The following is a 25,376-nucleotide window of genomic DNA, read 5'->3' as shown; positions in this document are numbered from 1 at the left end:
CCTTCGGTCAGATGTCGAAATTGATCATTTGGCGCATGACGAACATACCGAGCGCCATCCAAACTCCGGCAAACATCAGGATCAGATGGCCGCGCGGATCGGTGAAGAGGGCCATGATATATTGTGGCGACGTCAGATAGACGAGTGTGGCGACGATGAACGGCAGGGCACCAATGATGCAGGCCGACGCCTTGGCTTCCATCGACAGGGCCTGCACCTTCGCCTTCATCTTCTTGCGCTCACGAAGGACACGCGCGAGATTTCCGAGCGCTTCCGACAGGTTGCCGCCGGACTGCGACTGGATTGCAATCACAATGGCGAAAAAGTTGACCTCCTGCAGCGGAAGTCCGACAGCCATGCGGGCGCAAGCATCCGCCATGCTGAGACCGACCTGCTGGGCCTCCACCAATTGGCGAAACTCCGTCTTGACCGGCTCGCGCGCATCGGCTGACACAAGGCGGATCGCGTCGTTGAGCGGCAGGCCGGAGCGCAGCGAGCGGGTGATCACATCGAGCGCATTCGGAAACTCGTTGAGGAACTTGTTCTGCCGGCGCTTGACGAGAAAACCTATGATCCACCGGGGGAGACCGACGCCGGCGGTAAACGGCAATCCCAGGACGATCGCCAGCGGCGCGCCCAGGATGAAGGCGGCAAGCATGACGACAAGAGCAAAAAGAGCGCTGAACAGATAGAAGCGACCGATGGTGATCGGCAGGCCTGTTTGAGCCAGTCGGGCCTTCAGGGACTGTGATTTCTTGCTTTTTTCCAGATTCCGCTTTTCGAGGTCTTTCAGCGAATCCTGCACGGACCTCCGACGCTTCGACAACTCCTGGACGCGGTCCCGCGCCGCACTGACCTTGTTCAGCTCGCTTTCTGTCGCCTTGACGCGACTGACCCGACTGGCCGTCTTCTTGTCGGTTTCCATACTCGAAAACAGGAAGCTGTAGCTCAACGCAGCCGCAGATATGGCTGCTAGCAGCACGATAAGGAGGATGGTGGAATCAATGCCGAACATCGGTCAAACCCTACTTCGATTGTTTGTCCATCTCGTCCAGCACCGCTGCCAATCGCTTTTCCTCATTGTAGTAACGGGCGCGATCCCAGAAATGCGGCTTACCGATGCCGGTCGACACGTGGCGACCGACGATGCGGCCATTGGCGTCTTCGCCTTCGATTTCGTAGCGCATCAGATCCTGGGTGATGATGACATCACCTTCCATCCCGATGACCTCGGTGATCTGGGTGATGCGGCGGGATCCGTCTCTCAAGCGTGCAGCCTGGATGATGACGTCGACGGAGCCGGCGATGATTTCGCGCACAGTCTTTGCAGGCAAGGTAAAACCGCCCATCGCGATCATCGACTCGATACGGCTCAAGCATTCACGAGGCGTATTCGAGTGGATCGTTCCCATGGATCCGTCATGGCCAGTGTTCATCGCCTGCAAAAGGTCGAACACTTCGGGCCCGCGCACTTCGCCGACGATGATCCGCTCAGGGCGCATGCGCAGGCAGTTCTTGACGAGGTCGCGCATGGTGATCTCGCCCTCACCTTCGATATTCGGCGGGCGTGTTTCGAGGCGTACCACGTGCGGCTGTTGCAATTGCAGTTCTGCGGTGTCTTCGCAGGTGATGATCCGCTCGTCTTCGTCGATATATCGCGTCAGGCAATTGAGCAGTGTCGTCTTGCCCGAGCCGGTACCGCCAGAGATAACCACATTGCAGCGAACCCGACCGATGATCTGCAGGATGATGGCGCCTTCCGGCGTGATCGCGCCGAAGCGGACGAGCTGGTCGAGCGTCAGCTTGTCCTTCTTGAATTTACGGATTGTCAGAGCCGGGCCATCGATCGCCAGTGGCGGCGCGATGACGTTGACACGCGAGCCATCCGGCAGGCGCGCATCGCAGATGGGGCTGGATTCGTCGACGCGACGGCCGACCTGGCTGACGATGCGCTGGCAGATCGATAGAAGCTGGCTGTTGTCGCGAAAGCGGATTTCCGATTCGATCGTCTTACCGCCAACTTCGATAAAGGTCTGGCCGGAGCCGTTGACCATGATGTCGGAAATGTCGTCGCGGGCGAGCAGCGGCTCGAGCGGACCGTACCCCAGTACGTCGTTGCAGATGTCATCGAGCAACTCTTCCTGCTCGGAGATCGACATCGCGAAATTCTTGATCGTGATGATGTCGTTGACGATGTCGCGAATTTCCTCACGCGCGCTTTCGCCATCGAGCTTGGAGAGCTGGGACAGGTCTATGGTATCGATCAGAGCACCGAAGACCTGCGCCTTGGTGTCGTAATATTCCTCGGTACGCTGCGGGCGCCGGCGCTGCGGCGTCTGGATCGGTGGTGGGGCGACCTGCTGGCGCTGCGTGTTTTCGCGGGAGGGCTCCATCAACACCGTGGAGGCCGACGCTGCGGCGGTCGACGTACGCGGCTGCAGCGGCGCAGGTGCGCCGTCGCCTTTTCCAAACCCATCGTTTCCGCGCTTACCAAACATGGTCGTTCCAATTCTTCTCGGTCGTCGTCTTATTTCCGCTTCAGAAGACCCATCAGGCCTCCCTTGCGCGACTTCTTCATTGCGATGCGGCCGGTAACGATGTGGGAGATCTGGGAGAATGTCTCGGCGATCGGCGACTTCGCGTCGACCTCCGAAATCATCCGGCCACTGTTCGCCGCATTGCCGAACAGGGCTACGTCGAATGGAATGATAGCGATCGGATCGACTTCCAGTGGCTCGCAGAATTCCGAGATACCAATTTCCGGTCTTTTCGGCATGCCCACCTGGTTGAGGATCAAATGTGGGACCTTGTCGTTCGGCCGCATCTTGCGCAAAGCATCCAGCATGTTCTTGGCGTTGCGAAGATTTGCGAGGTCGGGCATGGCACAAATCACCACGTCGTCGACGCTCGAAAGTACAGCCCGGGTCCATTCCGACCACATATGCGGCACGTCCAGCACTGTCACTGGCGCGCTTCGCTGCAACACGTCCAGCACGGGCTGGAAGGCATGGCCTTCGAAATCATAGGCGCGGTCGAGCATCGACGGAGCGGCCAGCAGCGACAGGTGCTTCGAGCACTTCGTCAGCAGGCGATCGAGAAAGACCTCGTCCAGACGGTCGGGCGCAAAGACTGCCTCGGCTATCCCCTGGGCCGGATCCTGATCGAAATCGATATTTGCCGTGCCGAAAGGGAGATCCAAGTCTGCAAGTATAGTCTCGGTGGAGAACAGGTTGGAGATGCCGAAAGCGCAGTTGTGAGCAATCGTCGAAGCGCCGACGCCGCCCTTGGCGCCAATGAACGCGATGCTGCGGCCGATCGGCTCGGCATCAGGATCGATGAAGATCGTCGACATCGCCGCCATCAGGTCGGACATTGCCACTGGCTGGACCATGTATTCCGAGATGCCGTTGCGCATCAGTTCGCGATAGAGCGTGATGTCGTTGTGGTAGCCGACGATAACGACCTTGGTGCTGGGGTCGCAGACCGCAGCAACCGGGGCGAGATCGGTCAGGATGGATGCCGGCGGAGAGCGGGTCTCGATAATGATCAGGTTCGGCGTCGGGGCGCTGGAAAACATGTTTGCCGCCGCCGCAGCGCCGCCGCTGGTGATGCGCAGGCTGACCTTTGCCATGCGCCGGTCGTTGCCAAAACGCTCCATCAACTGCTGCAGCGATTCGCTCTCGCAAAAGGCATGCACGGAGATGCGCGGAAGAGGACGCATGCTCTCGAGATCGCCGATGCGGGGACTGGCCGCATCCGCCTTTTCCATCTGGATATCGTAATCGATCGCGCTCATGGTCGTGTCCTGTCGTGTTTCCCGGTCAGAGCCTCCAGCCTGAAGATCATCCGCCGCTGCCGCTGAACCCGCCTATCGACGATGAACTCGTCGGGGTGGAGCCGCTGCGATAGCTCTCGATCACCTTGCCGCGCTGTTCCGCATCGATCGGTGTCTGCGCCCTTGGCGCGACGAGATCGGTAGGGTTGGCTACCTGTGCCGCCAGGTTGCTTTGAGACGCACAGCCGAAGTTATAGTAATTCTGGTTGTCGAAGGGTTTGTCCGCCAGATCTTCAGGCCACTGCCCGCAAGCGTTCGTAACCGCGGTGGTGGCCATGAAATGCAGCCGGATCGGCGCCGCGTCGCCTGCTCCACCCGCAGGATAGAAGCTATCAGCGATGCGCCGGGACGGGATGCCGCTGGCCACCAGTTCCTGGCGAACCTGATGGCGCACGTCGGCAATCGCCTGGCTGTTCATTGCGCCCTGCGGCGTCATGATTTCGACAGTGCCGGTTGCATGGGCCTTGTAGTCCTGAGCGAAGCCGCGGATCATATCCCGCGTGCCCTGGGTGAGGCGCCGATCGCTGGCAGCAACCGGAATGTCGACATTATGCTCGGCCTGCGTCAGGACGATGGGGTGACGTTGGCGGTAGTCGTCGTGGACAGAGCCGGTCGTCATGTCGTCATGGTTGGCGCAGCCGGCAAGGACAGCGACCATAAGTGCAGCAGACGACATCCTCAGGCGGCTTGCGTTCAGAACATGCAGTCGGGTGCGGGGCATGGCGACATCTCTCTCGGCGTTGGTTGACTGGCGGATCGTCATCACGCGCCCCTACTTGTAGATGAAGCCGACGGAGCCATGAAATTCGGCATCCGCGACTGGGGTGTCACGGCGGCCATAGACCTTGTTGACACGGTTGAGGAAGAAGGCGCCTGCATCGTTGGCGGGCGAGAAATTATCGTCCGGCCGTGACAGCGCGTTGCGGGCGACGGGACGGACGAGATAGGGCGTGGCGATGATCACCAGTTCGCTTTCGTCTCGCTCGACGCTTTTCTGCCGGAACAGGGCGCCGAGGATCGGGATTTTGGATGCACCCGGCGTGCCATTGGTGGTCTGCTGGATGTTGTCGCTGAGCAAGCCGGCAAGCGCGATGGAGCCGCCGGATGGCAACTCTACAGACGTGTCGGCAGCGCGCTGATTGTAGGTCGCTGTACCGGCCGTTCCGACCGGTTCGGAAACCTGTGTGTTGATGTGCAAGCTGATGCGACCGGCAGAGAGCACCACGGGCGTGAACGAGAGGCTGATACCGTAGGTGTAAGGGGTGATCGTGACCTTGCCATCGCTGTCGGTCGAGGAATAGAGGGTCTGGCCACCGGAATTGAAGGTGGCCGCCTGCCCGGAAATTGCCGTCAGCGTCGGCTCCGCCAAGGTGCGAATGGCCTTGGCCTGCTCCAATGCGTTCATGTAGCTGTGGATGTCGTACTTGCCGACCGCAAATTTGAAAAGGGCAGCCAAGCCACCATTGCCGGCCGCGACAGCAGGATCACCGCCAATCAGGCCTGTGGTGGAATTTGTGTTGATGTTTCCAAGTTGGGCGACCGTCAGGCCGGACGAATTTCCGACAAGGTTATCGAAGCCAATCTGCTTCAGGACGCTCCGCTTGATCTCAGCAACGGTGACTTTCAGCGTTACCTGGTCTTCGCCATCGATCTGCAAAAAGTTCTTGATGGAGGACGTCTGCCGGTTTTCAGCGAAAATCGCCACTGCGCTGCTGGATCCGCTGCCGCTGGCGGTCGTGTTTCGGGTCGTTGCTTCGCCACCCTTGAGGAACGCCTGCGCAAGGTCGACGGCGCGCGACGAATCCATCGGCGTGCGGACGGTGCCGGTCAGGACGATGTTGTCGGAGACGATTTCGACATGGATATCAGAGTCTGGAATGAAGCGCTTGAGATTGGCCTGCAGACCTGTGATGTCGCGCTCGATGGAGATGTCGAGGGTCGCGACTTCTTCACCGTTGGCGCCGAACACGAAGATGTTTGTCTGGCCGACCGTCTTGCCGAAAAGGTAGATGCGGCGCGAGGTGCGTGTCACCGCGTCGGCCATCGTCGGGTCGGAGACGAGGATATCATGGGCATCGGCCGGCAGATCAACGACCAATGCCTTGTTGAGACCGAGATTCAGCCGCTTGTGGTTACCGATCCCGGCGATGGTCACGATGCTGTCGGACGTCTCGGCCAGAGCTTCGTCTACCGACAGGAAGTGCGGCACGATCTGCAGGGGCAGGCCGCCGAAGGCGACAGAGAATGCGAGCAGCGCCGAGAGCGAACGGCTGGTCCCTGGTTTAGTCATCCGCATGGTCGCGCCCTCTTTCATTGTACCTTGACCGCCGCGCCGCTTGGGACGATGGCGCCGGATTTGATGACCTGCACGACAGATGCACCACTGTCTCCGGACAACAGGTAGTCGGCAGCGCCCGTATCGGGCTCCTGCGCATCTGCGACCGAGCGCAGTGCCATGGACAATTTGTCAGCCATCTGCTGTGCCGTCGCCAGCACCTTCGCCTGGTCGGGGGTAAGTTCCAGCGTCGCGGTCGCACCGACGGCTGACTTCGAGCCATCAGGCTTCTGCTCGATCTGCTGGTCGATAGCGAGCACGCGCACGTTGCTCAGAATCGTCTCTGTCTGAAACTTGGCAGAATCGCCCTTGCGAACCATCAAAATATCGACGCGGTCGTTGGGAAGAATGAAGCCACCCGCGCCTGTCGCGACCGAGATTTCCGTGGCCACGGCCCGCTTGCCGGCGGGCAGCAGCGAGGAAAGGATGCGGCTGTTGGAATCGGCGACCTTTTCCTCGCGGATCGGTTCGCCTTCGAAGATCGGCAGGCGAACGACTGAGCCGAGCATATCTTTCAACGCATCGGGACGGTCCGTCTCGGTGATGACGCCCTTGACGACACCCGCCTCCGGCCAGTCCATCCAGCGGATCGAGCTATCGTTCAAGCGTGAGCCGATGGGCAAGTTGGCGGCTGCGACCAGAACCTTGACGGAGGGTTCCCTCTGCATCACCGTTGCAACTTCCGGAACGACATTGCGACCGCCCGCAAGGCGCATTGCCAGTACGCCGGCAAGACCTGCCGCGCCAACTGCAACAACGAGAATGATCAGGCGAGCGGGTTTCATTATTCATCCTTGGGAACAAGACTGTTCGCCACTAAGGATGCACCGCAATTGGTATACTTATGGTTAATGAATGACTTACAACTTAGCTTAAGAAGTCATGAATACAGACTTCCTTCCAACCCGAGATCATGACTGATTGAGAGCAGCCAGAAACAGGGGAGACGACGGGAAAGCGATAAACCCGCCAATGCCGATCGCGATGCCGTACGGTATTTTCTTAGCATGTGTCAGGGATTGGGGTATCGACATACCGATGACGGAAAGGATGTCTGCGCGGGCGCGCATGGCGAAGATCAGCACTGTCATGATGCCGCCGACGACGCTGACATATACGGCGAATTCCAGGAGAGACTGGTCGAACCCGAACCACAATGCGGCGGCGCTCAGGAGCTTGGCATCGCCACCGCCCATAATGTTGAGCGCGAAGAAGCCGAAGCAAAGGGCAAAGACAATCAGCGCACCCAGAAAATGCATTCCGATTACTGCTAGCGGCAGACCCGTGAAGGGGGCGACCAGCAGAAATGCCCCGACGAGGATGACGGAAACCCGATTGGGGATGGTCATAGTGAAAAGATCGGAGAATGCAGCAACCGCCATGCAAAGCGGAAAAATCAAGAAAATTGCGGCCCCGATCATACTCATCTCCATAAAGTCGCTGTGATGGTAACAGCCATTGCCTAAGGAAGAATGACCGGTCTATGACGCCGGAAATGGCAAAAAGCCGCTGCCCTGAGGGGATGCGGCTTTTCATTCAAATTTATCGGCGAGAATTATCAGCCTGCGTAGTTCAACTTGCCAGCAATGTTCTTGAACTGGTTGTTCAAGGCACCGCCGAGGGTGGTTGCACCGGCGATCAGGGCTACGGAGATCAGAGCAGCGATCAAGCCGTATTCAATTGCAGTCGCACCGGATTCGTCTTTCAAGAAACGCGCGAAAAGCTTGGTCATGGAAACTCCTACTCCACATGTTGACAGCAAGTCCGCCAACTGTTTGCCGTTGATCGGATGAGGGGAAATTATCGAACGGCTGTTTCAATCGACTTAAAAAAAATAGTAAACAAAATGATAATAGGCTTTCGCGATCATGGTAGTTAACGAAGAGAGTGGTTAACGTATAGTATTGTTTCGAGTCATCTATTGCACGGCAGCAGCAGCGACAGACATGTCACAGAGTAAATCAAACGGCTCCTTACGATACATAGATCTCACCTTCAAATTCCCATTTCTACACATATGGTGCCATCAACCTTCATCAATCGACGCATTATTCGGCATATTAACGCTTAGTTTACTAATACTTTTCATTCTATCGCGTACGAGCACCGAGAATTCGCCCGAGAGGCCCCCCTTCATGTTCCAGCAAGGCAGATCCGTTTTATTCGGCTGCATCGTCGCAGCGACAGGACTCTTGCCAGGGATCTCCGTGGCCGGGGACAACATGCTGCGGGTGTTCATGGATCATGCACGCATACTGAGGCTAGATCGCCCGGTCAGCAAAGTGATCATCGGAAACTCGCAGGTGGCCGATGCGACAGTCGCGGATCCGAAGACGATCGTTTTGACAGGTCGCAGTTTCGGCACGACGAACATCGTTCTTCTCGACTCCGACGGCAACGCGATTGTCGACGAGCGTATTCTTGTATCGATCGACGAAGGCAATACGGTTCGCGTCTATCGCCAGACGGAGCGCTCCGTTCTTTCCTGCACACCGAACTGCGAGGTTCACGCTCAGCAAAGCAGCGCTGCCGCACCGGTTGCCGCCACGCCATAGACGATGTCTTGGCATCGGAAGTTTAAGAGAAAACGCAACGGAATATCAATGAAGTCCGCATAGGGTCCGCGCGTTGATAGAAGCGTGGAAATCATGATGACGGTGGATGGGCAGGACAAAGGTGACACCGCGCTAGTCCGGCATCCTATCCTGAAGCGCCTCAGACGCATCGTGCGCTCGAAAGATGGGGCGACGGCAATTGAGTTTGCCCTGCTGGCGGTCCCCTATTTCATCATAATCTTTGCGATCATCGAGACATTCGTCGCCTTCACTGCCGAACAACTGGTGGTCAATGCCACGGATACGCTGTCGAGAAAGCTTCGCACCGGACAGATTACCTACGCGATGGGACGCACCGCGACCGACATGGATCAAACGAAGTTTCGGACCGCATTCTGCGCCGAGATTGCCATTATGATCAGCTGCTCCCCGAGCGAGATCGCCACACCGGCGAAATTGTATCTTGATGTTGAGACCTACACGTCCTTCGCCGACATTCCAGTGAAAATTCCTCGCGTCTCCACTGCCGCGTACGCCGACATAGATCCGTCGGGCTTCAAATTTGCGCCAGGCGGCCCAAGTTCCATCAACATGGTGCGAGCTTATTATCGTTGGAAGATTACAACCGATATCGTGCGGCCCTATATCACCACAATCCGACCGGCCAACGGTTCGATGCCGACCGACTTCCTGATTATCGCCACAACGGCCTTTCAAAATGAGAAATACCCTTGAGCGCCCCGGATCTACACAGTTACGGGATGCGCCGGAGGCTGCAACGGGCGCTCGATAGCCGTATTGCGCGCCTCGGTTTGCGCCTGGTGCGCGACAAGGGCGGTGTTGGCGCCATCGAATTCGCCATACTCGTTCCGGTCCTGCTGCTTCTGTACCTCGGCGCGCTGCAGACGACGGTCGCGCTCAGCGTTGCCCAGCGAACGAGCCGCGCGGCAGGAACTGTCGCAGATATCGTTACGCAGCAGTCGACAGTATCGAAATCTATTCTCTCGACCATGCCATCCGTCGTCAATGCAATCTTTGTGCCTTACGCCACTACCGGCATGACGCTGAAGATCACCGGCATCCAGATCGATGCCAGCAGCAAGGCTACGGTGCTTTGGTCGTGGGAGCAGGACGGGACGACTGCCTATGCGGTCAATAGTGCTGTGACAGGGGTGCCGACCGCACTCAACAAACCAAATTCGTTCTTGGTCAGAACCGAGCTTGGGGTGCCTTACAAGCTCATCAGCTTTGGACCGGACTTCCTACCGGCGGGCATGAATTCGATCACTATGCAGCGGCAATATTTCTACCGTCAGCGCACCGGAACTTCGATCAAGTGCGACGATTGCTGAGGCGCTGACGCAGGACGACGAGAACCCGGCGAAATTGCCAAGTGCGTACTGCCACTATATGGGTACTCGCCTGCAAGCCGCCGGAAGATCCGTTGCGGATACTGATCGTCTTTGTCGGGTAGCTCATGGCGCGCGCTTTTCTCTTCGTTCTTGATTCCTTCGGCGTCGGCGGTGGCCCGGACGCAGCATCCTACGGCGACCAGGGCGCCGATACGCTTGGCCATATTGCCGAGTTTTGCGCCGCAGGAGCGGCAGACCGTGCAGGCCTTCGCGCGGGTCCGCTGACGCTCCCTAACATGTCGGCGCTGGGGCTGATGCAGATCGCCAAGAGTGCGGCTGGTGCCTACCCCGCCGGAATGACGATGCCGGAGCGCATTTATGGTCTCTATGGATGCGCCAATGAAGTGTCGCGCGGCAAGGACACACCCTCCGGTCATTGGGAAATCGCCGGTACGCCCGTAACCTTCGACTGGGGCTATTTTCCAGCGGAGGGCGACGCGTTTCCCCCGGAGTTCGTGGCGAGCTTCTGCCGTGCTGCCGAAATCCCCGGCATCCTCGGCAATTGCCACGCATCCGGAACCGACATCATTGCCCGCCATGGCGAAGAGCATATGCGGACCGGCAGGCCCATCTGCTATACGTCCTCGGATTCAGTATTCCAGATAGCCGCGCACGAAGTGAGTTTCGGGCTCGATCGCCTGCTGCATGTGTGTCGCATCGCCCGGGCGCTGCTCGATGAATTCAATATCGGGCGTGTCATTGCCAGACCGTTCGTCGGCAGTACGGCTGCAAATTTCGAGCGCACCGGTAACCGTCGTGATTTTTCCGTCCTGCCGCCGGAGCCGACGCTGCTGGATCGGCTGGTCGCCGGTGGCCGAAAAGTCCATGCGATCGGCAAGATCGGCGATATTTTTGCCCATCAGGGTATCTCGACGGAGGTCAAGGCAAACGGCAACGACGCTTTGATGGACGCATCGTTGAAGGCAATGGAGTATGCCGAGGACGGCGATCTTGTGTTCACCAATTTCGTCGATTTCGACATGGTCTATGGTCACCGTCGCGATGTAGCCGGGTATGCTGCCGCACTCGAGGCATTCGATGCGCGCCTTCCGGAGGTGCATCGCAAGCTCAAGGCGGGCGATCTGGTGATCCTGACCGCCGACCATGGCTGCGACCCCACCTGGCGCGGCACCGACCATACCCGCGAGCGCGTCCCGATCATCGCCTACGGACCCGGCCTCCGCTCGCGTGCCATCGGCATTCGTCAAAGCTTTGCCGATATCGGCGAGACCGTCGCTGCCCATCTCGGCATTGCCGCTGGACCCTACGGGAGGAGCTTTCTGTGACATCGCACCTGAAAAAGATCGAGCTTCATTGCCACCTCGAGGGTGCCGCTCCGCCGAGCCTCACGGCAGAACAAGCGCTGAAATACGGCGTCGATACCCGCGGCTTCCTGCGCGATGGTACTTATCTCTGGAATGATTTCGCGGAATTTATCGTCGCCTACGACCAGGTCGCGTCAGTCTACCGCACAGAGGAAGACTATGCCCTCCTGACCGAGACCTATCTCGAGGAGCTGGCGGCCATCGGAACTATTTACAGCGAGTTGATCGTATCTCCGGACCACGGCGACCGCATCGGCCTTGGTGCCGATGCCTATATTGCCGGAGTATCGGCCGGCATTCACGCGGCAAAGGCGAGAACCGGGATCGAGGCCCGGCTGATTGTCACCGGGGAACGGCATTTCGGCCCTGAGCGCGTCATCAAGGCTGCGGAATATGCCGCACGGAGCGACAATCCGCTGATTACCGGTTTCAACATGGCAGGTGAAGAGCGCATGGGGCGTGTTGCCGATTACGCCCGGGCCTTCGATATCGCGCGCGACGCGGGCCTTGGCCTGACGATCCATGCCGGCGAAGTCTGTGGCGCCTTCAGCGTGTCAGATGCCCTCGATCTCGTTCGCCCGAGCCGCATCGGCCACGGCGTTCGCGCGGTCGAGGATAGCGAGCTTGTCAGGCGTCTGGCGGATCTCGGCACAGTCCTGGAGGTCTGCCCCGGCTCCAACATCGCACTGAATGTCTTTCCCGACTTCGAATCGCATCCGCTACGCCGTTTGAAGGAGGCGGGGGTCCGCGTCACAATCAGCTCCGACGATCCGCCGTTTTTCAAGACGTCGCTGGAGCGCGAATATGCGTTGGCGCGTTCGGCATTCGGCTTCAGCGAGGCCGAGATCAACGCGATGACCCGCACCGGTCTGGAGGCAGCCTTTGTTGACGATGAGACACGTTCAAGGCTGCTAGCCATGATTTAAACACGTCTGCAATCAGAGACTGGGGATGCTTGGAACCGAATCGCCGCGTTCTCTTGCGGTGAGGGCAACTTCCGTGGAAGAACAGGTTTTATTCTGAAATCCAAGCGGAAGGCTGAAATCATGGACGGCGTTACGGTTATCAATCACCCGCTTGTGCAGCACAAACTCACCATCATGCGGCGCAAGGACACCTCGACCGGCAGCTTTCGACGCCTGCTGCGCGAGATTTCGACACTGCTCTGCTATGAAGTCACACGCGACCTCGAACTGACGATGGAAACGATCGAGACGCCATTGCAGGAGATGGAATCGCCGATCCTCGAAGGCAAGAAGCTCGTCTTCGCGTCGATCCTGCGTGCCGGCAATGGCTTGCTCGAAGGTATGCTCGACCTCGTGCCTTCAGCACGTGTCTCGCATATCGGCGTCTATCGTGACCATGAGACGCTGCAGCCGGTGGAGTATTACTTCAAGGCGCCGGAAGATATTGCCGAACGACTGATCATTGTTGTAGATCCGATGCTGGCGACCGGTAATTCATCGATTGCAGCTATCGACAAGCTGAAGGAACGCGGCGCTCACAACATCCGCTTCCTCTGCCTGCTGGCCGCACCGGAAGGTCTCAAGAATTTCACCGACGCGCATCCCGATGTGCCTGTCTACACTGCGTCGATCGACAGTCACCTCAACGAGAAGGGCTATATCGTCCCTGGCCTTGGTGATGCCGGCGACAGGATGTATGGGACCAAATAGACTTCATACTTCCTTAACCTATGCCTGTATTTGTGCGTTTCGTTTCTCAAATCCGCTCGATTACGCCAAGCGACGTTAGTAACTTGGCAGTAATCTTAAGATAAGGGTCACAACACATCACGCCTCGCATGACGCCAGGTTTATACAGGAAGGATTCTTGTCGATGCTTGTACGGAGCCTCGTATTTGCTGGCGTTTTCGCGACGCTCGCCACCCAGGTGCCCTCGTTCTTCCAAACGAGCGGCGCCGCCCAAAATCCGGTACCATCCCTTCTCAGCATCTCCGCACCTTCACAACAGCCGCTGGCAGTCGATTCCCATGGCAATGTGCAGCTCAGGGCAGATGCGCAAGGTCACTACAGCGGAAATTTCAAGATCAACGGCAAGTCCGTGCAGGGCCTGATCGACACGGGCGCTACCTACGTGGCCCTGAACGAGACGACTGCCCGCCATCTCGGTTATGCGATGGCATCGCTCGATTTCCGCAATGCGGTCAACACCGCCAATGGCCAGACGAAAGCCGCCTATGTGCGCCTCGACCATATCGATATCGGCGGTATCCGTGTGCGTGACGTCGATGCACTGGTCCTGAAGGATGAAGCTTTGAGTTCGACCCTGATCGGAGTCAGCTTCTTGAAGAAGCTGGCTTCCTACAGCGTCGAGGACGGCGCGCTCCGCATGGAACAGTAAGCCTCTTCAGCCTGAAATACGCGCCACGATGAGCGGTGCCTGATCGGGCCGCTCCTCGGTGATTGTGTATGTCGCCGAAACAATGGAAGCCGCCCTTTCGGCGGCGGACATCTCTGCTGCGTGGACGGTGGCGATGCGGTCACCCTTCCGGACGAATGACGCTAGCGGCAGAAAATCGCTGAAACCTACCCGATGATCGATTTTATCCTCCGGCCGAAGACGACCGCCGCCGAGCGCGATGACCTCCATACCGATGGCGCGTGCGTCGCAGCCTGCAAGCCAGCCATCGGAAGTGGCAAGAACGGCTTTCTGGACAGGCGAGCCAATGAGATAGGCGTCTGGCCGGTCCATGAGATCGGTCGGTCCGCCGAGACCCTCGACCATGCGTGAAAATGCTTCTGCGGCTGCACCAGACGCCAGCGCTTGACGCGCCAGCTCCTCGCCGAGCTCGAGGCTGGCCGCCATTTTCGCACCGACCAGCATCTCGGCGGCGAAAGCCAGTACCAGTGTTTCAAGCCTGGTCCCTGGTTTATCGCCTTTCAGGCATTCGATCGCATTGCGCAGTTCCAACACGTTTCCAGCAGCGTCGGCCAAGGGTTCGTTCATGTCGGTGATCAATGCCGATGTCTGCAAGCCGGCGCCGTTGGCGACTTCTACAAGCGAATGAGCCAGCACTTCCGCCTCTTCCCGGGATGTCATGAAGGCGCCATTGCCAATCTTGACGTCGAGGACCAGCGTCTGAAGTCCGGCCGCAAGCTTCTTCGACAAGATGGAGGCCGTGATGAGCGGTACCGAATCGACTGTGGCAGTCACATCCCTGATTGCATAGAGGCGTCGGTCAGCGGGAGCGAGCGAAGCGGTCTGGCCGATGATCGCGCAGCCTGCCTCCTCGACCACCTTGCGAAAACGTGCCGCATCCGGCGTAATGTCGTATCCGGGGATCGATTCCAGCTTGTCCAGCGTGCCGCCGGTATGGCCGAGGCCACGACCGGAAATCATCGGAACGGCAAGGCCGCAGGCAGCGGCAACCGGCGCCAGCACCAGCGAGACGTTGTCACCGATGCCGCCGGTCGAATGTTTGTCGGCTACCGGCTTATCGAGGCCCTTCCAGCTCAGGCTATCGCCTGAGTGGGCCATCGCCAGCGTCAGCGCCACCGTCTCGTCTCGCGACATGCCTTTGAACCATACGGCCATCGCGAAAGCACCGATCTGGCCTTCCGACAGTTCGCCGCGGGCAAGTGCACCGATAAAGCTGTCGATATCGGCGGCGCGCAGGGCTTCGCCGTCACGTTTCCGCCGGATGAACTCCTGCGGCATCATCTGTTAATAGCCGGCGGCGAGCGTGATCGGCGGACCGCCGCTAAGGACTGACAGGATATCGTCCAGCAAACCGGATGCACCGAAGCGGAACGTCGACGGCATGGCCCAGTCTGGCGCCATGATCGTCTCGGCAAGCCGGAGGTAAAGGGCAGCCTCGGCAACCGAACCGATACCCCCGGCGGGCTTGAACCCGACCTTCCGGCCACTGTCGCGGATGGTCCGCAGCATGACATCCGCCGTTTCCAGCGTCGCATTGACGGCGACCTTGCCGGTCGATGTCTTGATGAAGTCGGCGCCGGCAGCAATCGCCAGTTCGCCGGCGCGCCGGATCAGGCCCGTGTCCTTCAGTTCGCCAGTTTCGAGGATAACCTTGAGGAGAATGGGGCTCGCACATTCGGCACGGATTGCCGCGACCATTTCGGTCACCGCCGGCTCGTCACCAGCAATCAGCTTGCGATAGGGAATGACGAGGTCGATCTCGTCTGCGCCATCGGCGATTGCCTCCCGCGTTTCGGCTGCTACGTCGGCAACCTCCATGTCGCCTGCCGGAAAATTGACGACGGTGGCAATTTTCACCGCATGGTTTGTGCCAAGAATACTGCGGGCGCGGGTAACGAAGCGGGGCCAGATGCAGATTGCCGCGCTGTGGCCAAAAGGCGTCTGGGCGCGCGCGCAAAGCGTGACGATCTGCGTGTCGGTGCAATCGTCTTTCAGGTTGGTCAGATCGAGCAGGGAAAGTGCGAAAGCGGCCGTTTCCCGATGCGTGTGGTCCGTCATATCTCATCTCCTCCGCCGGCGATCATCTGCTTCAGGATCGCCGCGAGACGGGCGCCGCCGATCGGCGCCATATCCTTCGTCTCTTCATGACTGAGTTCACCCCCGGTCATGCCGGCCCCATAATTGGTTATGACGGATGCCGCCGCAACCCGCAGACCAAAGAAACGCGCCAGAATGACTTCCGGCACTGTCGACATTCCGACTGCGTCGGCGCCCAAAACCCGTGCCATGCGGATCTCTGCAGGTGTTTCGAAGCTTGGTCCGGAGAACCACATGTAGACGCCCTGCCCCAACGGGATGCCGCATTTTTTGGCCGCGCTGTGCATGCGCAACGCCAGTTCTGCGTCATAAGCGCTGGTCATGCCGACGAATCGCTTGTCGCTGTCGACACCGATAAGCGGGTTCATGCCGGAATAATTGATGTGGTCGGTGATCTGCATAACCGCGCCCGGCGGAAGCTCCTGCCGCAACGAGCCGGCGGAATTTGTCAGGATCAACTCCTCGATGCCGAGACCGGCAAGGACCTCGATGGGCACGCGCATGGCGTTTGCGTCGCCCTTTTCATAGTAGTGGACACGACCGGAGAGCATGATCACAGGCTTGCCGCCCAGCGAGCCCACGACGACTTCGCCGGCGTGGCCGGAGACACCGCTGACCGGGAAGCCCGGCAGATCGCCATAAGCAATCCGCACGACATCATCCAGCTCCTCCACGAGGGCTCCGAGGCCGGAACCAAGGATGATACCGGTACGCGGTGTCTGGCCACCCAGCCGGTCGCGCAAGAGACTGATAAGGGCGCCGGTCATCCGAGGATATCGGTCTCGAAGCTGAAGGGTAGGAGCTCCTCCATCGTCATGGTCTTCTGGACGCCGGCCTCGTCGCAGAGGTAGATTTTCGTCCCCTTGCCGGCAAACTCGGCGATCTTCTGGCGGCAACCGCCACAGGGCGGGCAGAGCGCAAGTTTCTCGGCAATCACCGCCATCTCGACGATCTTTCTGCCTCCGCCCATGATCATCATGCTGATCGCAGTCGGCTCGGCGCACCAGCCTTGAGGAAAGGAGATGTTCTCGATGTTGGCGCCGGCATAGACCTTTCCGTCATCGGCACGGATGGCGGCGCCGACCGGGAACTTCGAATAGGGCACATGAGCGTGGGTCATGGCCGCGCGGGCGGCTTCAAACAGATCGTGCGACATTCTATCGCTCCTTGGTATAGGGCACGCCACCGGCCTTCGGCGGGCGGGCGACGCCAATGAAGCCTGCAAGCAGGATGCAGGTGAGGATGTAGGGCAAGGCCTGGAAAATCTGTACCGGCACCTGGCCGATCAGCGGCACGGACTTGCCCTGCATGAAGTTGGCGAAAGCATCGAGGAAGCCGAACAGCAGGCAGGCAAACATGACAGGCACAGGCTTCCACTTGGCGAAGATCAATGCGGCCAGAGCGATGTAACCCTTGCCGGCCGACATGTCCTTGATGAAGGCTGCGGACTGGGCAATCGACAGATAGGTGCCGGAAAAGCCGCAGAGAATGCCGGCGCAGATGACAGCACGGTAGCGCAGCCAACTCACCGAAATGCCGGCCGTATCGACGGCACCGGGATTTTCACCGACGGCGCGCAGCCGCAATCCGAACCGGGTGCGATAGAGGATCCACCACGAGACCGGCACGGCCACGAAGGCGAGGTAGGTCAGGCTGTTATTGCCGGACAGGACGTCAGCATAGAGCGGGCCTATCACCGGGACGCTGCGGATCTGATCGGCACCGGGCAGGATGATCGGCGAGAAACGGCCATCGCCGGAAACCTGCGGCGTACGCCCGCCCTGGCCGAACCACGCCTGGCCGAGAACGATGGTAATACCTGCGACAAAGAAGTTGAGGGCGACGCCCGACACGATCTGATTGCCCCGGTTGGTGATCGAGGCAAAGCCGTGCACGAGACTAAGCGCGACCGAGGCGGTGATGCCGCCGGCCAGGCCGGCCCAGGCCGAGCCGGTAAGATAGGCAATGCAAGCGGCCGCAAAGGCAGAGGCCAGCATCTTTCCCTCAAGCCCGATATCGAACACGCCGGCCCGTTCGGAGAAAAGACCTGCCAGTGCCGTGAAGATCAGGGGAACCGAGAGACGGACAGTGGACCCGATGATGCTGATGAGGACGTCGTAATAATCCATGATGCTATCCTCCCGTCCTGGCGATTTTTTGATAGATGCGCACCAGCGCCGGGCGGAACATGTATTCCAGCGCACCGGCAAACAGGATGACGAGACCCTGGATGACCAGGATCATTTCGCGTGTGATGTTCGGCATGTCGAAAGAAAGCGCATCTCCACCCTGGTAGAGGATGCCGAACAGCAGGGCTGCGAGGATAATGCCGACGGGATGATTGCGCCCCATCAGCGACACGGCAATACCGACGAAGCCGGCGCCACCGACGAACTCGACCTGCAGGCGGGCGGAAGCTCCCATCACTGGGTTTAGCGCCATCATGCCGGCGAGACCGCCCGAGATTAGCATGGCGATGATGACCGTACGGGCATAGGGAATGCCGGCGTAGATGGCAGCCGACGGGCTGATGCCGAGGGTCCGCATCTCGTAGCCAAGCTTTGTGCGCCAGATCAGCAGCCAGACGAGAAAGCACATCACCAGTGCGATCAGGAAGGAGACGTTGAAGGGTGCCGCGCCGATGGTCGAGCCGAACATCTCGATCAGCCATCCGAGCTTCGGTAACTGTCCCCCTTCGAGGAAGGTGCGCGTTTCCGGCGCCATCTTTCCGGGCACGATAAGAATATGCGCGAGCAGATAGACCATAAGCGCCGAACAGATGTAGTTGAACATGATGGTCGTGATGACGATGTGGCTGCCACGCTTGGCCTGCAGCCAGGCAGGAATGAGGGCCCAGGCTGCGCCGAAAATTGCAGCACCCACCACCGCGAACGGCATGGTTACGTACCACGGCACATAGCGGTCGAGCGCCAGTGCCACCAGCGCACAGCCAAGGCCGCCGAAATAGGCCTGACCCTCGGAGCCGATATTGAACAAGCCGGTGTGGACAGCGACGGCGACGGACAGCCCTGTGAAAATGAAGCTGGTCGCATAGAAAAGCGTGAAACCGATGCCCTCGCCGTTTCCAAGCGCGCCCTGGAGCAGCAGCACAAGGGCTTGTACAGGGTCTTCGCCGATGATCCAAACCACAATCCCGGAAATCAGGAAGGCGAGCAACAGGTTCATGACTGGAATCAACCCGTAGGTGATCCAACTGGGGAGGCGGACGGATGCAGTACTCATTCAGGCCTCACGCGGCAATACCGGCCATCATCAGGCCGAGGGTCTGTTCACCGGCATCAGCCGTCTTCTCGCCGACCACATGGCCGGCGAACATCACCAGGATACGATCCGACAGTGCGCGGACTTCATCCAGTTCTACCGAGACCAGCAAGACGCCCTTGCCCGCATCGCGCATCTCGATGATGCGGCGATGGATGAACTCGATGGCGCCGATATCGACGCCACGTGTCGGTTGGCCGATCAGGAGCATCTTCGGATCACGCTCGATCTCGCGAGCAACCACGATCTTCTGCTGGTTGCCGCCGGAGAAATTGGCGGTGCGCAGCCGGGGATTTGGCGGTCGGATGTCGTATTTCTCAATCTTCAGCGCCGCGTCCTTGCGGATCGCCTCGAGGTTCATGAATGGACCGGTGCTGTAGGCCGGGTCCCGATGATACCCCAGGATGGAATTCTGGTACTCCTCGAACGGCAGCACCAGGCCCATGTGATGGCGGTCTTCCGGAATATGCGCCAGTCCCAATGCCCTAAGATGGGCCGGGTCGACCTTGTCGATGGTCTTGCCATGCAGCAGGATTTCGCCCGAAGTCGGCTTGCGTATCCCCGCCAGCGCCTCCAGCAACTCCGACTGGCCGTTGCCGGCCACACCAGCGATACCGACGATCTCACCGGCACGGACATCGAATGAAACATTGTCGACCATGGTAACGCCACGACCGTCCTTGACCGTGAGATTGCGCACCGACATGACGATCTCGCCCGGATTGGCGGCGCCTTTCTCTACCCGCAGGAGGACGCGGCGGCCGACCATCAGTTCAGCCAGCTCCTCGACGGTGGTGTCGGCAGTCGTGCGCGTCGCAACCATCTCGCCGCGACGCATGACCGACACCGTATCAGTGATCGCCATGATCTCTCGCAGCTTATGGGTGATCAGAAGCACCGTCTTACCCTGGTCGCGCAGGACGCGGAGAATTCTAAACAGGTGGTCAGCCTCTGCCGGCGTCAGAACACCGGTCGGCTCGTCGAGAATGAGGATCTCGGCACCGCGATACATGGCCTTGAGGATCTCGACGCGCTGCTGCAGCCCGACGGGGAGCTCCTCGATCAGCGCATCCGGATCGACATCAAGGCCATAGTCCGTCTCCAGCCGCTTCAATTCGGCGCGCGACGCTGCCACGCCCTTGGCAAGCAAGGCGCCGCCCTCGGCGCCGAGCATGACGTTCTCGAGGACCGTAAAATTTTCGACCAGCATGAAATGCTGATGCACCATTCCGATGCCGACATCGATGGCGGCTTGGCTGTCGCGGATGGTGACCGATTTGCCGTTGACACGGATCTCGCCGCTATCGGCTTGATAGAATCCGTATAGGATCGACATGAGCGTCGATTTCCCTGCCCCGTTTTCGCCGATGATCCCGTGGATGGTGCCCTTGGCGACGGTCAGGTCTATGTTTTTATTGGCGTGTACGGCACCGAACTTCTTGTCGATACCCACAAGCTCGATGGCAGGCGGTTGGCTCACTATACTGCTCCAGAAACGGCACGTCCGGATATGAAAAGGGCGTATGGCGGCTCGCCATACGCCCTTCCGTCAACTCATTTCGGGCAGGTGTTGTCGGCCGTGTAGTCGTGAACGGTGACCTTGCCGGATACGACATCGGCCTTGGCCTTGTCGACGGCAGCCAGCATTTCAGCGGTTACCAGCGGCTTGTTGTTGTCATCCATGGCAACGGCGACGCCGTCTTCCTTCAGGCCAAGATGCTGGGCACCGGGCGTGAACTTGCCGTTCTTGGAGTCCATGAAGGCGTCGTAGACTGCAAGATCGACGCGCTTAACGACCGATGTCAGAACCGAACCGGGATGCAGGTAGTTCTGGTTCGAGTCGACGCCGATCGAAAGCTTCTTGTTGTCGGCAGCCGTCTGCAGGACGCCGAGACCGGTGGCACCGGCAGCCGCGTAGACCACGTCCGCACCCTGATCGATCTGGTTCTTGGTCAGTTCGCCGCCGCGCACCGGATCGTTCCAGGCTGCGCCTGTCGTGCCGGTCATGTTCTGCAACACTTCGATCTTCGGATTGGTCGCACGCGCGCCCTGCTCGTAGCCACATTCGAACTTGCGAATCAGCGGAATATCCATGCCGCCGATGAAGCCGATCTTGCCTGTCTTCGAAGACATGGCAGCCATGACGCCGGCAAGGTACGAGCCTTCATTTTCCTTGTACATAACTGAACGGACGTTCGGCAGGTCGACCTGGTCGTCGATCAGGACGAACTGGGTCTTTGGAAATTCTGCGCCGACCTTCTGCAGTGCCGATGACCAGGCAAAGGAAACTGCGATAACCGGATTGAAGCCCTTGCTGGCAAAGTTGCGCAATGCCTGTTCACCCTGCGTATCGCCGCTTGGCTCGAAGTCACGGTAAGCGATGCCGGTTTCCTTCTTGAACTTCTCGGCGCCATTGTAGGCCGCTTCATTGAAGGATTTATCGAACTTGCCGCCTGTGCCATAAACGATTGCCGGCTTGATATCCGCAGCGAGAGCCGACGCCGACATCGCGGCCAAGGCAAAAAGGGTCAAAACAGATTTTTTCATTAGCGCAGCCCTGTTGTTGCTATGATGGGGTCCTCCCGCAAGCCCGTTTTCCGGGACATGTCTGCGGAACCGCCGACCTCCCCCGAGGCCTGGCTTGGGCGCATCCTTGCATGCTGACATCTAAAATTCATCAGAAATTTTTCAGTTGGTAAAGATTTGTGAGAACTGCCGAAAAGGCAGCTTGGCTGGCTGATTTTTGACCGCAGAGGACGCTAATATGCGGCTTTTCTAGTCATTGGGATGCTATTCCACGCCAAACGCGCTGGACCATAGCCTTCGATATACCATCCATGAAACGAGGATTTTGGCCTTATCGGGCTTACTCTGGACGGCTTAAGCCAAATACCGGCCCGTGGCCGGGACCCGCCTGTAGCCCACCATCCACAGCAGCAACGATGCCGCGAGGAGCACGGCAAAGGCCGGCTGCGACAAAGACCACTCTACGGCTGGCAGATAGAATTTTCCACCGCCGTCCCCGGCCGGCATTGCCGATTGCAGCTGCTCGAAGGTGGAAGGGCTGAAGCTCTTCCAGAGATCGGCGAAGGATGTGATGACTAGGGACGAGGAGGCGACCGAGCGGATGGAATCGATCGTTCCTGCGATCGTTGCCATGACCAGGCAGACGAGGCTTCCCAAGCGCAACAGAAAAAGCATTCGATTCCTCCAATGGCCCGGATCCAGCGGTCAATGGCCTACTGCCTCCGACTTGGCCACCCCCTGCCATGGATATGTCAGAGCCGCTATCTGCGCAATATGCATTGGAGGACGGTTTGTGCAGAGAAGTCGAAAATACTCTTGCTTATGGGGTTGATCCCCGCGCGTTCCTCGGTATATATCGCGCCGTTCCCACGATTGCTCCTTTACCGGATGCGAAGTGCAGATGGACAGGTGGCCGAGTGGTTTAAGGCGCACGCCTGGAACGCGTGTGTGCGTGAAAGCGTACCGTGGGTTCGAATCCCACCTTGTCCGCCATCCCTTCGATTGATGGCATTGTCGATACCCGGTGAGGTGCGAGCTGCCGGGGGCGACATCGGAGACTGACATGGCCGCGCGCGACCGCTTTTCAAAAAAGCTCATCTGTCCTCAATGCGGACATTCCGGTTTTGCCGAAGCATCCGAGGACGACGACCGCAACCGGAAAACCCCTGGTTTTGCGATCGATGTGATGCCGCGTGGCTTCTACGAGCAACGTGCCTCGAAATTTCAGGAAAGCTCGATCATCCGCTGCCATTGCGGCCGCAAATTCCCTTTCCGCGCCATCACGGAGCCAGCTCACAATTGATGGAAGCCCAGCGTCGTTCACACACTCCGTAGGGGTACGCGGCCTATCCCAGCAGAACAAATGTCGGACTGTTGTCTTTCAATTGTACCCCTGTCGCCTGCATGCGGAAAGCTTCCTCGATCAACCAGACCAGCTTGTGGGCCGCTTCCCCGAAAGACAGACCGCCGGGCCGGATGTTAGAGACGCAGTTGCGGTCGGCATCGCTCTTTCCGACGCGCGGATCGAAGGTCAGATAGGCGCCGATGCTGTCGGGAGACGACAAGCCAGGCCGCTCGCCGATCAGCATCAGCACGCAGCGGACACCGAGCGCCACCCCGACCTCGTCGCCAAGAGCAACGCGGGCATTGCGCGCGATGGCAACCGGCGAGACCGTCAGCTGTTTGACGCGCAATATCGGCGACAATGCCCTCAGCAAAGGTTCGACATTGCGGTGGATGGCAGTGGCTGACAAACCATCGCCGATGACGATGCCGATATCCGCGCCTTCTTGCCGATCGGCGAAAAGGATGGCCCGACTCTCGTCTGCAAGCCGCCGTCCGAGGTGCGGCCGCCGCAGATAACTTTCGCGGCTGGGCGCAGCACTTTCCACGAGCAACGGCTCGAGCCCCATCGACTTGACAATGGCCGCTACGGCATCGGCGTCGAATGCCAGATGCACCGCGTCCTTTGCCTGTGCATGGGCCAGACCGAAATTCAGAACTTCCGATGTCGGCAACGACGCGCCGGCGCGGCCGAGCGCTATGCGGGCGGTGGTGTGGCTCTTCAGCCCGGCCCAACCATCGATGTTGGCAAGCGAGGCGCGACGTCCGGCCGGGATGTCACCATTGCTCATGCTGCCGCTCCCATCATCGTATCTTCGGCAAGCGACATCAACGCGTTGTTCGAAGCGCTTTGCGACAGAAGCCGGCCATCGGCATCGCTGATACCGCTGCTTTGCAGCCATGACTCGAATTCAGGAGCCCGTTTGAGGCCCAGAAGTTCGCGTACATAAAGCTGATCGTGAAACGACGTCGACTGATAGTTCAACATGATATCGTCGGCACCGGGAACACCGATGACGAAATTTACGCCGGCCGTCGCCAGCAGGGTCAGCAGCGTGTCCATGTCGTCCTGGTCGGCATCTGCGTGGTTGGTGTAGCAGATGTCGGCACCGATCGGCAGGCCCATCAACTTGCCGCAGAAATGATCTTCCAGCCCCGCGCGAATGATCTGCTTTCCGTTGTAGAGATATTCCGGGCCGATAAAACCGACCACCGTGTTGACCAGAAGTGGCTCGAACTGCCGGCAGACGGCATAGGCGCGGGCCTCCATCGTCTGCTGGTCGACGCCGAAATGGGCATCCGCAGACAAAGCCGACCCCTGGCCGGTCTCAAAGTACATGCAATTGTTGCCGACAGTGCCTCGGTTCAGGGATCGCCCGGCGTCCAGTCCCTCCTGCAGCACTTTAAGATCTATGCCGAACGAGCTGTTGGCCTTCTGGCTACCGGCCACCGACTGGAAGATCAGGTCGACCGGCGCGCCGGCATTGATCATCTCTATCGAAGAGGTCACATGCGTCAGGACGCAGGTCTGCGTCGGGATCGAGAAGCGCTCGATCAACTCGTCGAGCATCCGCAGGATGCCGGAGAGGACTGCGGGATTGTCGCTGGCGGGATTGATACCGATCACGGCATCGCCACAGCCGTAGAGGAGCCCGTCGATGGTCGAGGCGAGGATGCCTTTGAGGTCATCTGTCGGGTGATTGGGCTGCAGGCGCACTGCCATCCTGCCGGGAAGTCCCAGCGTATTGCGGAAGGCCGTCGGCGTGTTGCATTTCTTGGCGGCGAGAATCAGATCCTGATTGCGCATCAGCTTCGAGACTGCCGCTGCCATCTCCGGTGTCACGGCAGGCGCGATGGCCTTCAAGGCTGCCGGTGTCGCCTGTTCGGACAGGAGCCAGTTTCTGAAATCGCCCACCGTTAGGCTGGCGATCGGTCGAAAGGCATCGGCATCATGGCTGTCGATAATCAGCCGCGTGATCTCGTCATTCTCATAAGGAATGACGGCCTCGTTCAGGAAGATGGGGAGCGGCAGGTCGGCGAGGCACATCTTGGCAGCGAAGCGCTGGACATCCGACTGAGCCGCGATCCCCGCAAGAGCATCACCAGATCGAGCAGGCGAGGCCACGGCCAGGACATCCTTCAGACCGTCGAACCGAAAGCGCTGGCCGCCGGCCGTCATCGTATAAGCCATAAGTTCGCGCCCCGGACTTCTATCAAGATTAAGGCCGACAGTAGCGTCCACCCTAGGCCAAGGGAAAGACT

At 59.3% G+C, this 25,376-nt stretch carries 27 protein-coding genes and 1 tRNA gene; 9 read left to right on the top strand and 19 right to left on the bottom strand.

What is annotated here, in order from left to right; genetic code table 11:
• Positions 1-7: 7 nt before the first annotated feature.
• The 8 genes from PR018_RS16255 to PR018_RS16220 all read right to left on the bottom strand — a co-directional run bounded on the left by PR018_RS16255 (position 8) and on the right by PR018_RS16220 (position 7,902).
• Positions 8-1,015 (bottom strand): type II secretion system F family protein, encoded by a 1,008-nt coding sequence (locus PR018_RS16255; protein ID WP_142830005.1) that lies wholly within the window; start codon positions 1,013-1,015, stop codon positions 8-10.
• Positions 1,016-1,025: 10 nt separating this feature from the next.
• Positions 1,026-2,498: a TadA family conjugal transfer-associated ATPase gene (locus PR018_RS16250; RefSeq protein ID WP_142830003.1), complete on the bottom strand. Its 1,473-nt coding sequence runs from the start codon at positions 2,496-2,498 to the stop codon at positions 1,026-1,028.
• Between the two features lie 29 nt (positions 2,499-2,527).
• Complete coding sequence (locus tag PR018_RS16245) at positions 2,528-3,796, bottom strand: CpaE/TadZ family protein (RefSeq protein WP_142830001.1); 1,269 nt, start codon at positions 3,794-3,796, stop codon at positions 2,528-2,530.
• A gap of 46 nt (positions 3,797-3,842) precedes the next feature.
• Positions 3,843-4,598 (bottom strand): CpaD family pilus assembly protein, encoded by a 756-nt coding sequence (locus tag PR018_RS16240; protein ID WP_142829999.1) that lies wholly within the window; start codon positions 4,596-4,598, stop codon positions 3,843-3,845.
• A gap of 9 nt (positions 4,599-4,607) precedes the next feature.
• The gene (locus tag PR018_RS16235) at positions 4,608-6,149 is read right to left on the bottom strand and encodes a type II and III secretion system protein family protein (RefSeq protein WP_374113733.1); all 1,542 of its coding nucleotides are present in this window, start codon (positions 6,147-6,149) and stop codon (positions 4,608-4,610) included.
• Complete coding sequence (gene cpaB / locus PR018_RS16230; RefSeq protein WP_142829997.1) at positions 6,146-6,955, bottom strand: Flp pilus assembly protein CpaB; 810 nt, start codon at positions 6,953-6,955, stop codon at positions 6,146-6,148. Before cpaB ends, PR018_RS16235 begins: the two co-directional genes overlap by 4 nt.
• Before the next feature lie 126 nt (positions 6,956-7,081).
• Entirely contained in the window at positions 7,082-7,591 is a 510-nt protein-coding gene (locus PR018_RS16225; RefSeq protein ID WP_142829995.1) for an A24 family peptidase, read from the bottom strand.
• A gap of 137 nt (positions 7,592-7,728) precedes the next feature.
• Complete coding sequence (locus PR018_RS16220; protein ID WP_142829993.1) at positions 7,729-7,902, bottom strand: Flp family type IVb pilin; 174 nt, start codon at positions 7,900-7,902, stop codon at positions 7,729-7,731.
• 403 nt (positions 7,903-8,305) lie between these two features.
• On the opposite strand from PR018_RS16220, the gene PR018_RS16215 reads away from it, so the two are divergent.
• From PR018_RS16215 to PR018_RS16185, 7 genes are all read left to right on the top strand, one after another.
• A complete protein-coding gene (locus PR018_RS16215; protein ID WP_142829991.1) occupies positions 8,306-8,725 on the top strand; it encodes a pilus assembly protein N-terminal domain-containing protein in 420 nt (139 codons plus the stop codon).
• A 96-nt stretch (positions 8,726-8,821) separates the two neighbouring features.
• On the top strand, positions 8,822-9,460 hold the full coding sequence (locus PR018_RS16210; protein ID WP_374113740.1) for a TadE/TadG family type IV pilus assembly protein: 639 nt from the start codon (positions 8,822-8,824) through the stop codon (positions 9,458-9,460).
• 26 nt (positions 9,461-9,486) lie between these two features.
• Positions 9,487-10,077, top strand: coding sequence for a TadE/TadG family type IV pilus assembly protein (locus tag PR018_RS16205; protein ID WP_142830245.1), 591 nt, complete (start codon positions 9,487-9,489; stop codon positions 10,075-10,077).
• 125 nt (positions 10,078-10,202) lie between these two features.
• A complete protein-coding gene (locus PR018_RS16200; protein WP_142829989.1) occupies positions 10,203-11,423 on the top strand; it encodes a phosphopentomutase in 1,221 nt (406 codons plus the stop codon).
• Positions 11,420-12,388, top strand: coding sequence for an adenosine deaminase (locus PR018_RS16195; RefSeq protein ID WP_142829987.1), 969 nt, complete (start codon positions 11,420-11,422; stop codon positions 12,386-12,388). The genes PR018_RS16200 and PR018_RS16195 overlap by 4 nt, the downstream gene beginning before the upstream one ends.
• A gap of 120 nt (positions 12,389-12,508) precedes the next feature.
• Positions 12,509-13,138 carry a uracil phosphoribosyltransferase gene (upp, locus tag PR018_RS16190; RefSeq protein WP_111215855.1) on the top strand — a complete coding sequence of 210 codons (630 nt, stop codon included), beginning with the start codon at positions 12,509-12,511 and terminating at the stop codon, positions 13,136-13,138.
• A gap of 163 nt (positions 13,139-13,301) precedes the next feature.
• Positions 13,302-13,826: a TIGR02281 family clan AA aspartic protease gene (locus PR018_RS16185; RefSeq protein ID WP_142830243.1), complete on the top strand. Its 525-nt coding sequence runs from the start codon at positions 13,302-13,304 to the stop codon at positions 13,824-13,826.
• A 6-nt stretch (positions 13,827-13,832) separates the two neighbouring features.
• Here the strand turns inward: PR018_RS16185 and deoA are convergent, their stop codons facing one another.
• The 9 genes from deoA to PR018_RS16140 form a co-directional block, all read right to left on the bottom strand.
• Positions 13,833-15,146 carry a thymidine phosphorylase gene (gene deoA / locus PR018_RS16180; protein ID WP_142829985.1) on the bottom strand — a complete coding sequence of 438 codons (1,314 nt, stop codon included), beginning with the start codon at positions 15,144-15,146 and terminating at the stop codon, positions 13,833-13,835.
• A 3-nt stretch (positions 15,147-15,149) separates the two neighbouring features.
• A complete protein-coding gene (deoC, locus tag PR018_RS16175) occupies positions 15,150-15,923 on the bottom strand; it encodes a deoxyribose-phosphate aldolase (RefSeq protein WP_142829983.1) in 774 nt (257 codons plus the stop codon).
• Positions 15,920-16,729: a purine-nucleoside phosphorylase gene (locus PR018_RS16170; RefSeq protein ID WP_142829981.1), complete on the bottom strand. Its 810-nt coding sequence runs from the start codon at positions 16,727-16,729 to the stop codon at positions 15,920-15,922. Before PR018_RS16170 ends, deoC begins: the two co-directional genes overlap by 4 nt.
• Positions 16,726-17,118, bottom strand: coding sequence for a cytidine deaminase (locus PR018_RS16165; protein WP_142829979.1), 393 nt, complete (start codon positions 17,116-17,118; stop codon positions 16,726-16,728). Before PR018_RS16165 ends, PR018_RS16170 begins: the two co-directional genes overlap by 4 nt.
• A 1-nt stretch (position 17,119) precedes the next feature.
• Entirely contained in the window at positions 17,120-18,091 is a 972-nt protein-coding gene (locus PR018_RS16160; RefSeq protein WP_111215846.1) for an ABC transporter permease, read from the bottom strand.
• A gap of 4 nt (positions 18,092-18,095) precedes the next feature.
• A complete protein-coding gene (locus PR018_RS16155; protein WP_142829977.1) occupies positions 18,096-19,205 on the bottom strand; it encodes an ABC transporter permease in 1,110 nt (369 codons plus the stop codon).
• 7 nt (positions 19,206-19,212) lie between these two features.
• Positions 19,213-20,724 (bottom strand): ABC transporter ATP-binding protein, encoded by a 1,512-nt coding sequence (locus tag PR018_RS16150; protein WP_142829975.1) that lies wholly within the window; start codon positions 20,722-20,724, stop codon positions 19,213-19,215.
• Between the two features lie 74 nt (positions 20,725-20,798).
• Positions 20,799-21,791, bottom strand: coding sequence for a BMP family lipoprotein (locus PR018_RS16145; protein ID WP_142829973.1), 993 nt, complete (start codon positions 21,789-21,791; stop codon positions 20,799-20,801).
• Between the two features lie 333 nt (positions 21,792-22,124).
• Positions 22,125-22,445, bottom strand: a complete 321-nt coding sequence (locus PR018_RS16140; RefSeq protein ID WP_142829971.1) for a hypothetical protein — start codon at positions 22,443-22,445, stop codon at positions 22,125-22,127.
• 228 nt (positions 22,446-22,673) lie between these two features.
• Here PR018_RS16140 and PR018_RS16135 point away from each other — a divergent pair.
• Positions 22,674-22,763 (top strand) — tRNA-Ser (locus PR018_RS16135).
• A gap of 70 nt (positions 22,764-22,833) precedes the next feature.
• Positions 22,834-23,073 (top strand): hypothetical protein, encoded by a 240-nt coding sequence (locus tag PR018_RS16130; RefSeq protein ID WP_142829969.1) that lies wholly within the window; start codon positions 22,834-22,836, stop codon positions 23,071-23,073.
• A gap of 43 nt (positions 23,074-23,116) precedes the next feature.
• Here PR018_RS16130 and eutC read toward each other — a convergent pair whose 3' ends face one another.
• The gene (gene eutC, locus PR018_RS16125) at positions 23,117-23,905 is read right to left on the bottom strand and encodes an ethanolamine ammonia-lyase subunit EutC (RefSeq protein WP_142829967.1); all 789 of its coding nucleotides are present in this window, start codon (positions 23,903-23,905) and stop codon (positions 23,117-23,119) included.
• Positions 23,902-25,305 carry an ethanolamine ammonia-lyase subunit EutB gene (locus tag PR018_RS16120; protein ID WP_142829965.1) on the bottom strand — a complete coding sequence of 468 codons (1,404 nt, stop codon included), beginning with the start codon at positions 25,303-25,305 and terminating at the stop codon, positions 23,902-23,904. The genes eutC and PR018_RS16120 overlap by 4 nt, the downstream gene beginning before the upstream one ends.
• Positions 25,306-25,376: the final 71 nt, after the last annotated feature.

This window comes from Rhizobium rhododendri, assembly GCF_007000325.2.
GTDB classification, from domain to species: Bacteria; Pseudomonadota; Alphaproteobacteria; order Rhizobiales; family Rhizobiaceae; genus Rhizobium; species Rhizobium rhododendri.
The sequence above is the reverse complement of the archived record's forward strand: the minus strand, read 5'-3'. Positions and strand labels throughout refer to the sequence as shown.